Annotated in this window: 13 protein-coding genes; 8 read left to right on the forward strand and 5 right to left on the reverse strand. The window is 64.9% G+C overall.

Going from position 1 to position 12,053, the window contains the following annotated elements:
• Positions 1–5 precede the first annotated feature (5 nt).
• From C8D95_RS12765 to C8D95_RS12780, 4 genes are all read left to right on the forward strand, one after another.
• Complete coding sequence (locus tag C8D95_RS12765; RefSeq protein WP_109759569.1) at positions 6–617, forward strand: TetR/AcrR family transcriptional regulator; 612 nt, start codon at positions 6–8, stop codon at positions 615–617.
• 65 nt (positions 618–682) lie between these two features.
• Positions 683–1,375, forward strand: a complete 693-nt coding sequence (locus C8D95_RS12770) for a hypothetical protein (protein WP_109759570.1) — start codon at positions 683–685, stop codon at positions 1,373–1,375.
• Between the two features lie 11 nt (positions 1,376–1,386).
• Positions 1,387–2,790 carry an NADP-dependent phosphogluconate dehydrogenase gene (gndA, locus tag C8D95_RS12775; RefSeq protein ID WP_109759571.1) on the forward strand — a complete coding sequence of 468 codons (1,404 nt, stop codon included), beginning with the start codon at positions 1,387–1,389 and terminating at the stop codon, positions 2,788–2,790.
• Complete coding sequence (locus C8D95_RS12780; protein ID WP_109759572.1) at positions 2,787–3,479, forward strand: BUD32 family EKC/KEOPS complex subunit; 693 nt, start codon at positions 2,787–2,789, stop codon at positions 3,477–3,479. The genes gndA and C8D95_RS12780 overlap by 4 nt, the downstream gene beginning before the upstream one ends.
• Positions 3,480–3,699: 220 nt before the next feature.
• On the opposite strand, the gene C8D95_RS12785 is transcribed toward C8D95_RS12780, so the two are convergent.
• Positions 3,700–4,722 carry a hypothetical protein gene (locus C8D95_RS12785; protein ID WP_126918610.1) on the reverse strand — a complete coding sequence of 341 codons (1,023 nt, stop codon included), beginning with the start codon at positions 4,720–4,722 and terminating at the stop codon, positions 3,700–3,702.
• A gap of 86 nt (positions 4,723–4,808) precedes the next feature.
• Positions 4,809–6,608, reverse strand: a complete 1,800-nt coding sequence (gene lepA / locus C8D95_RS12790) for a translation elongation factor 4 (protein ID WP_109759574.1) — start codon at positions 6,606–6,608, stop codon at positions 4,809–4,811.
• Between the two features lie 755 nt (positions 6,609–7,363).
• On the opposite strand from lepA, the gene C8D95_RS12805 reads away from it, so the two are divergent.
• A complete protein-coding gene (locus C8D95_RS12805) occupies positions 7,364–7,549 on the forward strand; it encodes a CTP synthetase (protein ID WP_109759577.1) in 186 nt (61 codons plus the stop codon).
• A gap of 74 nt (positions 7,550–7,623) precedes the next feature.
• Here the strand turns inward: C8D95_RS12805 and C8D95_RS22050 are convergent, their stop codons facing one another.
• Positions 7,624–7,764, reverse strand: coding sequence for a hypothetical protein (locus C8D95_RS22050; RefSeq protein WP_164721747.1), 141 nt, complete (start codon positions 7,762–7,764; stop codon positions 7,624–7,626).
• Positions 7,765–8,374: 610 nt separating this feature from the next.
• On the opposite strand from C8D95_RS22050, the gene C8D95_RS12810 reads away from it, so the two are divergent.
• A complete protein-coding gene (locus C8D95_RS12810; protein ID WP_109759578.1) occupies positions 8,375–8,608 on the forward strand; it encodes a hypothetical protein in 234 nt (77 codons plus the stop codon).
• A 14-nt stretch (positions 8,609–8,622) separates the two neighbouring features.
• Here C8D95_RS12810 and C8D95_RS12815 read toward each other — a convergent pair whose 3' ends face one another.
• The gene (locus C8D95_RS12815; protein ID WP_109759579.1) at positions 8,623–9,375 is read right to left on the reverse strand and encodes an alpha/beta fold hydrolase; all 753 of its coding nucleotides are present in this window, start codon (positions 9,373–9,375) and stop codon (positions 8,623–8,625) included.
• Positions 9,376–9,413: 38 nt separating this feature from the next.
• On the opposite strand from C8D95_RS12815, the gene C8D95_RS12820 reads away from it, so the two are divergent.
• Positions 9,414–9,779, forward strand: a complete 366-nt coding sequence (locus C8D95_RS12820) for a hypothetical protein (RefSeq protein ID WP_109759580.1) — start codon at positions 9,414–9,416, stop codon at positions 9,777–9,779.
• Positions 9,780–9,781: 2 nt separating this feature from the next.
• On the opposite strand, the gene glyA is transcribed toward C8D95_RS12820, so the two are convergent.
• Entirely contained in the window at positions 9,782–11,077 is a 1,296-nt protein-coding gene (glyA, locus tag C8D95_RS12825; RefSeq protein WP_109759581.1) for a serine hydroxymethyltransferase, read from the reverse strand.
• Between the two features lie 158 nt (positions 11,078–11,235).
• Between glyA and C8D95_RS12830 the strand changes: the two genes are divergently transcribed.
• Positions 11,236–12,003, forward strand: a complete 768-nt coding sequence (locus C8D95_RS12830) for an NAD kinase (protein ID WP_109759582.1) — start codon at positions 11,236–11,238, stop codon at positions 12,001–12,003.
• The last annotated feature ends 50 nt before the right edge of the window (positions 12,004–12,053 follow it).

The raw sequence follows: 12,053 nt of genomic DNA on the forward strand, positions 1-12,053 counted from the left end.
TAACGATGGCATCCAAACGCGGCGAAACCGCGGAACGCATTCTTGCGGCCGCCCGTGACATCGTTAAGTCCGACGGACCCGACCAGCTCACCTTCGATGCCGTCGCCGCCCGCGTGGGCGTGTCGAAGCAGGCGGTGCTCTATTGGTTCCCCAACAAGGCCCGGCTGATCGAGGCGCTCGTCCGCCCCGCGCTCGAGGCCGAAAGCGCCGCCGGCAAGGGCGCCATCTCGAAGAACCTGTCCGCCTCCGAAGCGATCCGCGCCTTCATCGGCGCCCTCGCCGTGTTCCACACCTCGGACCTCGACCGCTTCCGACTGATGTACGTGACGCCCCAGATCGGCCAGCGTCCCGGCCGCAACGGCACCATGCTGACAACCCTTGGCCGCATCCACCCGGCCACGACCGAGATGTACGACATCCTCGCCGCCAAGCTCGTCGACAAGGGCCGCTATGAACGCCTGATCGACGCCCGCCGTGCCTCCGCCGCGATGCATACCGCACTTCTCGGCCTCGTCCTGCGCATGTCGATGGCCCACGCGCTGAACGCACCGCTGCGCCTGCGCGAGGACGCACTCGTCGACGCCCTCGTCGACGTCATGGCGCCCCGCGCAGCCTGACGACGCCTCTTCACCCGCCGCGCGCGGCACCCTAGACTCGCGCCCCAGAGAGAGGGGAGGAGTCGATGGAAGACATTTCGGCAACCGAGCCCAGCCTGACGGCCCTGGCCGAGACCTATGGATCGGACAAGGGCGCGCGAAAGCACCGCTATACCGAACTCTACGACATGCTGTTCCGCCCCTTCCGGGACCGGCCTGTCTCGTTCCTCGAGATGGGCCTCCTGATCGGCGGACCCGAGCACGGCAAGGACGCCTCGCGCGAAACGCGCGATCTGCCGTCGATCCGCATGTGGCTCGACTATTTCTCGCAGGCCCAGGTCATCGGCCTCGACATCTCGGATTTCGCCTGGTTCCGCCACCCCAGGTTCCGCTTCGTCCAGTGCGACATGGACGACCGCGCCCTGATCGCCCGCGCGGCGCGCGAGATCGGCCCCGTCGACATCGCCATCGACGACGCCAGCCACGCCTCGCACCATCAGCAGAACGCCTTCCTCGAGATCTTTCCCACGATGCCGTCGGGGCCCCTCTACATCATCGAGGACCTGCGCTGGCAGCCCGAGACCTTCGAGAAGCCCGGCATCACCAAGACCGCTGCCCTGTTTCGCGGGTTCGCCGAGACCCGCACGTTCCGCCATCGCGATCCGGATACCGAAGCCGCCTTTCGCGCAGTGGCTCCCATGATCTCGGGTTGCTTCGTCTTCCAGACCCACTACACCAAGACCCGGCGCAACCAGGTGGCGGTCGTTCACAAGATCTGACGGGAGACGGCATGGCACGGATCGGACTGACGGGACTGGGCACGATGGGTGCGGCGCTGGCGATGAACATCGCCGAGAAGGGCTTTCCGATCGCCGTCCACAACCGCACCGGAAGCGTCACGGACGATTTGATGAGGCACGCAGGCGACCTCGCCGCCACCATGACGCCGACCGACAGCCTTGCCGCTCTCGCGGCCCGGGTCGACAGCCCGCGCACCGTCATCATCATGGTCGCCGCCGGCGATCCGGTCGATCAGGTCATTGGCGGCCTCGTGCCCCATCTCGACCCGGGCGACTGCATCGTCGACGCGGGCAACGCCGACTTCAACGACACCCGCCGCCGCAGCGCCGCGCTGGCCGGGAAGGGCATCGCCTTCCTCGGCATGGGCGTCTCGGGCGGGGAGGAGGGCGCGCGTCACGGCCCGTCGATCATGGTCGGCGGCCCGCAGGACGCCTGGGACCGCATCGCCGATATCGTCACCGCCATCGCGGCCCGCTACGAGGGCGAGCCCTGCGCCGCCCGTCTCGGCGCGGATGGGGCGGGGCACTTCGTCAAGACCGTCCACAACGGCATCGAATACGCCGACATGCAGGTGCTGGCCGAGGTCACGGGCCTGATGCGCGCCGACGGCCGCGCGCCCGCGGACCTTGCGCCCGTGTTCCGCGACTGGAACGACGGCCCGCTGAAAGGCTACCTCGTCGAGATCACGGCCGAGATCCTTGCCACCTCCGACACTGACACCGGCAAGCCCATCCTCGACGTCATCCTCGACAGCGCGGGCCAGAAGGGCACAGGCCGCTGGACGGTGATCGAGGCCCTGAAGCTCGGGCAAAGCGCCACCGCCATCGAAGCCGCCGTCGCCGCCCGCGCGATCTCGGCGCAGGTCTCGACCCGGGCCGCGGGCGAAGCGGCTTTTCCCGGCCAAAGCGAAGCGCCCGGTCTCGACGACGCCACGCTCCACGACGCCGTCCTCGCCGCGCGCGTCCTTGGCTACGGCCAGGGCTTCTCGCTCCTCCAGGCCGCGTCCGAGGCGTTCGACTGGTCCGTCGACCTCGCCCGCGTGGCCGAAATCTGGCGGGCGGGCTGCATCATCCGCTCGGCGCTGCTCGACGACATCGCGACCGCGATCCGCGATGGCCTGCCCGAGGGCCAGCTTTTCCTCGCACCCTCCTTCGCCGATACTCTCCGCGCCACGACGCCCGCGCTTCGCCGCACGGTCGCGCGTGCGACCGAGACCGGCCAGCCCGTCCCTGCCATGTCGGCGGCGCTCTCGTGGTTCGACGCGATGCGCCGCGCGCGCGGCACCGCCGACCTGATCCAGGCGCAGCGCGACTTCTTCGGACGCCACGGCTTCCAGCGCACGGACCGCGACGGCAAGGGCTTCCACGGCCCCTGGGCCGGCCCGGGCGCGTGAGCCTCGCCGACACCCTCGCGGCGCGCGGACAGGCGGATGGCCCCCGCATCGAAAGGGTCGAGGCCGAGGGCCGGACCTTCTGGATCAAGCGGCCCGAGAGCCTGTCCTCGCGCATGCGCGTTCAGAAAGGCGATCCCCGCGCCGCCTTCGCCCGCGAGCGCGCCGCGCATGAACGCTTCGCCGCGAAGGGTCTGCCCGTGCCGGGCATCGTGGCCTCCGGCGAAAGCTTCGTCGTGACCGAAGACGTGGGCACTCCGATCCGCGGCATGGCCCGCCTGTCTCCCTCCGACCCGGCCTTCCTCGACGCCCTGGCCCGCGCCGCCCGGGCGCTCGCCGCCTTCCACGCGGCGGGCGAGACCCACGGCCGCCCCGGCCTCAAGGACATCTGCCTGCGCGACGGCGGCATCACCTTTCTCGACTTCGAACGGGCCGGGAAGGGCGACGCCGCCCTCGACCTCCTCGTCTTCCTCTTCTCCGTCGCCGTCGAAACCGGAGGCGACCTCCCCGCCCTGACCGCCGCCCGAGACGCCTACGTCGCCGCCGCAGCCCCCGCCACCTGGGACACCGCCCGCCGCCGCGCCCGCCTCTTCGCGCCGCTCGGCCACCTCCTCTGGCCGGTGAGACGCCTCCTCCACGGCAACCGCGAGTTCGACGGCGTGGGCCCGTTCCTGAGGTTCATGGCGAGGTAGGGGAGGTTGCGGGTTTACGGGAGCGTTGCGGCCGGGAGGAGAGGGTTTGCCGCGGGCATGAGGGGTGTCGTTGTTGCAACCCGGTGAAGCATGGGTATGTCGAGCGGCCCGAGGATTGGCCGTATTCGTCGTTCAGGCGAGAGGCGTAAGGTGGGTTTTCAACCCACCGTGGCGGCGCGGTTTGGGGGGGATGGTGGGGTGAAACCCCACCCTACGGGTGCTAGTCCTCCAGAATCATTTCCGAGAAATCTCTGATGAGTTCACTGCATGTGCTCGGCTGAAATCTAAGAGAATCCATCCTCCCGTAATCGAACCAGCTTCTAACTCGCCCCCTCGTTACGTCCAAGTTGTATTCAGAAACGCCTCGTGCAGTTCCAATTACGTGGGATGCGTCGCACCCAGCCTCTGGCGTCAGGAACTCCATGTTGATCTTCATGTAAGAAAACCCCAAGAAGAACAGCTTATCTGCGCGAGCAATCTTTTCTCTTACAATGCTAATGGTGGCCGCGTTTGCCTGCTCTGTGAAGGTCTTCAGCTCACTCTTACCTTCTACGTAGGCGGAATGCCCTCTAACTTCTCCAAACCCAGAAGCAATGTTGCTGTAGTCAAGTTTTGCGAAGACTCCGTATGGATGGTAAATATCTAAGTATTCCAAAAGCAAATCGGCAGCTTCGTCCTCAGAGAGGTCGAACATTGTCTGCACCGCAAGAAAAAGAAACCACTCAATTATTCTGTCATAGTTGAAACAAATGAAGGAAATATTCCGAAGTCTGGCTTTAAAGGAAGCTATGTCACCAGCAGTTACCAGAAGCGCAAACAGTCCGTGCAGCCAGGTGTTCGCTGTGAGCGAAAAGTCGAATGAACCTTTACCTCGAAAATTCAGGATGCTCGCCTTCTCACTTCTTGCTATGGTTTCAGCAATCAAATACTTTCCAAATCTTACTCGAAACTCATCAGATACATGAGAATGCAAGTAGTTGTCGATAGAAGGCGCGAGAGCAACGCCATTAAACAACCTCTCCGAAAGAGAGGCCAGATTAGAGCGTTTCGGAATGCAAATTTGTTCGGCTAAAGCGGTTGCGAAATCGAAAGCAATTTTGGACCCACCCGCAAAATCCATCTTGTCCGTCAAATCAAACCGAAAATCTTTCGAGATCATTTCAGCTAGACGGCGCCCAACAGGCAATTTGAACTCAGCGCTGGCCCCAGCGCCAACCACAAAAACCATTGTTCCCAAGGCCAATGTGCCTCCTGTGTTGCGTGACGGACTGGCGGGGCCACCCCGCCGTCGGACATCATCCAACCCTTGCCGATGGGGTAAACCCCGCCCTACGAGTCCATCTTCAACGCGTTGATAAACGCCTCCTGCGGGATCTCCACCTTCCCGAACTGGCGCATCTTCTTCTTCCCGGCCTTCTGCTTCTCGAGGAGCTTCTTCTTCCGCGTCGCGTCCCCGCCATAGCACTTCGCCGTCACGTCCTTGCGCAAGGCCGAGAGCGTCTCCCGCGCGATGACCTTGCCGCCGATGGCGGCCTGGATCGGGATCTTGAACATGTGGCGCGGGATCAGCTCCTTCAGCTTCTCGCACATGGCGCGGCCGCGCGCGTCGGCCCGGTCGCGGTGGACCATCATGGACAGTGCGTCGACGGGCTCGTCGTTCACGAGGATGGACATCTTGACCAGCTTGTCCTCGCGGTAGCCCTGCATCTGGTAGTCGAAACTGGCATAGCCCTTGGTCACCGACTTCAGGCGGTCGTAGAAGTCGAAGACGACCTCGTTCAAGGGCAGGTCATAGACGACCATCGCCCGCTGCCCGGCATAGGTCAGGTCCATCTGGATGCCGCGGCGGTCCTCGCAGAGCTTCAGCACCGCGCCCAGGTACTCGTCGGGGACGAGGATGGTCGCCTTGATCCGCGGCTCCTCGATGCGCTCGACATAGGTGAGGTCGGGCATGTCGGCGGGGTTGTGAAGCTCCCGCATCGTGCCGTCCTTCATGTGGATATGGTAGACGACCGAGGGCGCGGTGGTGATGAGGTCGATGTCGTACTCGCGCTCGAGCCGGTCGCGGATGACCTCGAGGTGCAGAAGCCCCAGGAAGCCGCAGCGGAAGCCGAAGCCGAGGGCGGCCGACGTCTCCATCTCGGCGGTGAAGGAGGCGTCGTTGAGCTGGAGCTTCTCGATGGCGTCGCGGAGGTCGTCGAAGTCGTTGGCGTCGACGGGGAAGAGGCCGCAGAAGACGACGGGAATCGACGGCTTGAAGCCGGGCAACGCCTTGGCGCAGGGGCGCTTCTCGTGGGTGATGGTGTCGCCGACGCGGGTGTCGCGAACCTGCTTGATCGATGCGGTGAAGATGCCGATCTCGCCGGGCCCCAGTTCCTTGATGTCGACCATCTGCGGCTTGAGGACGGCGAGCTTGTCGATGCCGTAGCGCGCGCCGGTCTGCATCATCTTGATCATGTCGCCCTTGCGGACGACCCCGTCGATGATGCGGATCATCACGACGACGCCGAGATAGCTGTCGTACCAGCTGTCGACCAGCATGGCCTTGAGCGGCGCATCGCGGTCGCCCTTGGGCGCGGGCAGGCGGGTGACGATGGCCTCCAGCACCTCGGGGATGCCGAGGCCGGTCTTGGCCGAGATCTCGAGGGCCTGCGAGGCGTCAATGCCGATGACATCCTCGATCTGTTCCTTGACGCGCGCGGGCTCGGCGGCGGGCAGGTCGATCTTGTTGAGGACGGGAACGATCTCGTGGTTGGCGTCGATGGCCTGATAGACGTTGGCCAGCGTCTGCGCCTCGACGCCCTGGGAGGCGTCGACGACGAGAAGCGAGCCCTCGACCGCGCGCATCGAGCGCGAGACCTCGTAGGCGAAGTCGACGTGCCCCGGCGTGTCGATCAGGTTGAGGATATAGGTCTGGCCGTCCTTCGCGGGGTATTCGATCCGCACGGTGTTGGCCTTGATGGTGATGCCGCGCTCGCGTTCGATATCCATCGAGTCGAGCATCTGGGCCTTCATGTCCCGCTCGGCCACGGTGCCGGTGAGCTGGATCAGCCGGTCGGCGAGCGTGGATTTCCCGTGGTCGATGTGGGCGACGATCGAGAAATTGCGGATGCGTGCGAGGTCGGTCATGGTGGCGGAGATATGGTGGGATTCAGGTGGGTTGTCGAGAGATGAAGTCCGGGTTCACCATTCCAGACGGCTCGACGTGGGAACGCGTCGATGCGGAAAGGTCGGAGGCCCTTACCGCCAGATTGCACCGAGAAATGAACTACGGGCATCAGCTTTACCCGTTGTGGGATGAGGTGACGGTCATTGCCGCAGATGGCGCCACTGACGACGTCCTTGTGACAAACGCAGATGGAACGCGACATTGGGTCGTTCATCTTATGTGGGGCCCGACATGTCACGCCGATGACCCCTTCACATTGGAAGTCTCTCACTTGCCAAGCGAAAGCGTCTTCCTCCGCTAAATCTTTGGTTTGCACGAGGGCTGCGGCCGACCCTGGGACGGCGCTTCGGACCGGTCGGCGTGTGTGATTTATCCCGTCACGTTCCTCCGACGGCTGAACGGGGGTGATACGTCGCAATGCGCCCTCCCTTCGGGAGGGTCGGGCGCGGCCCGGGCTGGTCGCCCAGGCCGAAGTCAGCCCGCCATGAACCTCAGGAACGGTCCCACGCCGTCGAACCCGCGGTCGCCGTGGAGGAGGCGGCGGACGGGCCAGAGATCAACAAGCCGGACGACTTGTCGGAGATGTTCAACCTGAGACGGCGTTGGCGCTTGCGCCACGGTAGGCAAGACGTGGACTCCTCCTGACCCAAATCAAAGCCAGACCTCCAGCCCCCCTCTACCCTTGGGCCGAACGGCAACCCGACCGGAGGCACCCATGCTCCCCCTGACCCTCATCCTGCACATCTTCATCGGCTCCACCCTCGCGGGCGCGGCCGTCATCGCGGCGCTGACGCTGGGGATGACCGACGCGCGCTCGATCGTCGTGGCCGCCCTCGCGGGGGCGGTGCTGTCGCTGCCGGTGTCCTGGGCCGTGGCGCGGCGTCTCATCCGGAACCGCTGAGCGGCCCGATTTGCGCGCCCGGAGGCCCGGACGCGCACCGACGCAATACCGACGTGATACCGACGCGATACCGATCAGAACAGGTTGTCGCCCCGGTCCTCTGCGGCTTCGTCCGCAGCGACGGCTCCGGCCGCGCCGAGTGCCGCGGGCACGCAGCCCGAAGTCAGCGTCGCGGACAGGGTAAGTGCAAGGAAAAGAAAGATTTTCGTGGTCATGGCAGCCCCTCCAGGGAAAATGTCTTCCCTAGAAGGTTAATGCGCCGAAGCTCCGCAGCAAGGGCTGTCCCGATTCGCGGCCGTTCCCGCCCGTCTTCGGTCTCACGCGACCCCCTCTGCACCACCCTCGAACCGATCCATGTCGCGCTGCGGCAAGTCCTTGCGGGGACTTCCGAAAGAGCTCTTCTCCACAGGTATTTCCACAGTCTTTCCAAGGATTTATCCCCATGAATCTGTGGGGACCCAAGCGAATTTTCTTGTCCGACTCAAGACGCTGGGGCACCTTGATCCTGTCACGAGCAATCGTGATCCGCGACGGCTCCGAAAGCCAGGGCGGCAGGGCAGGGGACATGAGCCCAGGTCCGGCAGTCCGGGTGGAAGGAACCCCAGCGGTTCGTAGCAAGGCCTTGGTCTTGTTTCGAAAACTGGGCCAGTCGCCCTCTGGGGGGAAATGGTTCAGGAAGGCGTCAGGGTGTGCCCCACGGCACGGGCTGGACTTCGGTCCGCCACCTGGCGCCTTCTCAGTTTCCCCACATCATGTGCCGCGCAGCCACCCATACGCCATCCGGAGTATAGGTGAGGCCTGCACCTTGTGTTAATATCCGCCATCATGTCGCGTTTCGCCGTTATCGTCGTCACGCTCGTCGTGGCCCTCTATTTCGCCGAGGTCTCCTCCGGCCGAGACCTCGGAGTCCGCCGCGCCTACAACCTCATAGACGGTGCCTTTTCCGGTGGTTTCGCGGGGGGTTACGGGGCCGCAACTGGGGTCGGCCGCTCCGTCGGGGGCGGTGCTTCGGGGCTCGCGAACGGTGTCGCGGGCAGCATGTCCCGGATCGGCAACTGAACCGGATCCGCCTGTTAGGCGGAAAGAAAGGTTTCCACGGCAGCTTCGAATTCACGCGGCTTGTCGGCATGAAGCCAATGGCCGGCACCTGGAATGCGCGCGAACCTCGCCTTGGGAAAATGCTTCAGGATCAACGCCCTGTGCTCTCTCTGGACGTAGGAACTGTCGTCACCCGATAGGAACAGAACCGGCTCTCCGAACTCCCGCTCTCCCATGTCTGGAAACCCGGTGATCCGCTCCATCTCGCGGTCCAGCACGTCCAGGTTCAACCGCCACCTCTTCTCGCCAACATCAAGGGATTGCAGGAGAAAAGCCCTCGTCCCCGGCTCCGCAATAGCGTCCTTCAGCGCCTCGTCCGCCTCCCGCCGCGAGGTCACAGCTCCCAAATCCAGCGCCCGCATCGCCTCGATCAGATGGCTCTGCGAATGCCCGTAGGCGACCGGCGCGATATCAGCCACCACCAGCCGCCGGACCTTTTCGGGATGCGTGAGTGCCAGCACCATCGCAGCCTTGCCACCCATGGAATGTCCGAGGACATCCCAAGCGCCGTCAATGACTTGCGCCATATCGTCGGCCATTTCGGCATAGCCATGCGCGTCGCGCCACGGGCTGTCCGCATGGTTGCGCATGTCTACGGCCGTCACTTGGCGCCGTTCCGACAGGCGCTTGGCGATGACGCCCCAATTCCGCGCCGATCCGAATAGCCCGTGAGCGATCAGCAGCGGCGGCGCACCCGTATCGGTGCCATGGATGACAGTCGACAGCATGACTTTCCTTACCCTCTGCGACGCGCTATCGCCAGCGTATGGACCTCGATCGGACCACCCGCGACCTTGCCGAGCGCATGGCGACGCAGCTTCGCGTCAAGGGAACCGACTTGACCGATGTCGTCTCGCGTGCCGGGCGCAAGTTGCCCCGACGGCTGCGGGCCGAGGCGACGGTCCTGATCGAGGCGCAGGCCCTTGCGCGCAATCCCAAACTCGGGCGTCGTGTGGATCAGGCACGTGTCCTGAAGGCCGAGCGACGGCTGCGGGCCTACCTCGACCGGCTCGACTCCGGATCGGAAAAGCGGGCCGAGATCCTGGACCGCCTCGCCGCCGTGGGCTTCGTCGTTCTCGTGGTCGCCGGCGTCTTGTTCTACGTCCTCGTGCAACAGGGCGCGTTCCGCTAGCGTCACAGTCCCGGGTAAAGCGGGAAGCGTCCGCAGAGGTCTGCGACCTCGTCCCGGATGCGCGCCTCGAGCCCGGCGTTGCCCTCGTCGCCGTCGGCCGACAATCCTTCCGTCACCTGCACGATCCAGCGGGCGATCTGGCGAAACTCCTCCTCGGCGAAGCCGCGCGTCGTCCCGGCGGGTGTACCGATGCGGATGCCGCTGGTGACGAAGGGCTTCTCCGGATCGAAGGGAATGCCGTTCTTGTTCGTCGTGATATGGGCGCGGCCAAGAGCCGCCTCCGTCGCTTTGCCGGTGACTTTTTTCGGGCGAAGGTCGGCCAGCATCAAGTGATTGTCGGTGCCGCCCGAGACGATGTCGATGCCGCCTTTCATCAACTCGTCCGCCGTCGCCTTGGCGTTTGCGACGACCTGTGCGGCGTAGGCCTTGAACTCGGGACGCAGCGCCTCTCCGAAGGCCACGGCCTTGGCCGCGATGACGTGCATCAGCGGGCCTCCCTGAAGACCGGGGAAGACAGCCGAGTTGATCTTCTTCGCGATGTCCGCGTCATTCGTCAGGATCAGACCCCCCCGCGGTCCGCGCAGCGACTTGTGCGTGGTCGAGGTGACGACATGGGCGTGGGGCAGGGGCGACGGGTGAACGCCGCCGGCGACGAGGCCGGCGATATGCGCCATGTCGACCATCAGGTAGGCGCCCACTTCGTCCGCTATCTTGCGGAACTCGGCCCAGTCCCAGACGCGGCTATAGGCCGTGCCGCCCGCAAGGATCAGCTTCGGTTTCTTCTCGTGGGCCTTGGCCCGAATATCCTCCAGGTCCAGCCGATGATCCTGCTGCCGGACACCGTAAGGCACTACATTGAACCATTTCCCCGACATGTTCACCGGCGAGCCGTGCGTCAGATGCCCGCCCGAGTTGAGGTCGAGTCCCATGAAGGTGTCGCCGGGCTTCAGAAGGGCCAGGAACACCGCCTGGTTCATCTGGCTGCCCGAATTCGGCTGGACGTTGGCGAAGCCCGCTCCGAACAGTTGCTTCGCGCGTTCGATGGCCAATTCCTCGGCCACGTCCACGAACTGGCAGCCGCCATAGTAGCGCTTGCCCGGATAGCCCTCGGCGTACTTGTTGGTCAGGACCGATCCCTGAGCCTCCAGAACCGCGCGGCTGACGATGTTTTCCGACGCGATCAGCTCGATCTCGTCGCGCTGGCGTCCCAGCTCGTTCCTGATTGCGGCGTGGAGCTCGGGATCGCGGGTCTCGAGAGGTTCGGTAAAGAAGCCGGTGTCACGGTGCGGGGCGTTCATGGGCTTGTCTCCGGTCTGGACGGTTGGCGATCCATAGACGGAAAGCCCTCGGGCCGGAAGGCGCGAAACCGACGCATGGAGGCGGGAAGCGCCGCAGGAGCGGGCCTTGAGTTTCTCAGACGCACGGGCAATCGTGCGTCCGCAACAGGGGAGGGCACATGCGCCCGTCGAATGCCATCTCGTTCCGCGCGAGCGACGCACGTCTCGCGCAGGATGCCGCCCGCAATCTGATCGAGAGATACGGCCAGGTATCGCCCGAGGAGGCGGACGTGGTCGTCGCTCTCGGGGGCGACGGGTTCATGCTCGAGACGCTGAACGACGTGCGTCCCCTGGACAAGCCGGTCTACGGGATGAACCGCGGGACGGTCGGCTTCCTGATGAACGAATACGGCGCCGACGATCTGCCGGCCAGACTGGCCGAGGCCGAGGAGGCGGTGATCAACCCCCTCCGGATGCGCGCGGCGACGGCGGACGGCATGGTCAGCGAGGGGCTTGCGATCAACGAGGTCTCTCTCCTGCGCGAGGGTCCTCAGGCCGCGCGGCTGCGCATCTCGGTCGACGGCAAGCCGCGCCTGGACGAACTGGTCTGCGACGGCGCGCTTGTGGCGACCCCTGCCGGGTCGACGGCGTACAATTATTCCGCACACGGTCCGATCCTCCCGATCGGCTCCGAAATCCTCGCCCTGACCGCAGTGGCGCCCTTCCGACCGAGGCGCTGGCGGGGCGCGCTTCTGCCCAAGACCGCGACGGTTCGCTTCGACGTCCTCCAGCACGAGAAGCGGCCCGTGATGGCGGATGCCAATGGCCGCCCGGTCCGAAACGTCCAGTGGGTCGAGGTCACGAGCGAGCCGAGCATCCGGCACCGCATTCTCTTCGATCCGGGTCACGGGCTCGAGGAGCGGCTGATCCGCGAGCAATTCCAATGAACGTCCGCAATCGCGCCATGTTTGCGTCCTACGCTGCCTGCCAAGCGCCT

This window comes from Silicimonas algicola, from assembly GCF_003148765.1.
GTDB classification, from domain to species: Bacteria; Pseudomonadota; Alphaproteobacteria; order Rhodobacterales; family Rhodobacteraceae; genus Silicimonas; species Silicimonas algicola.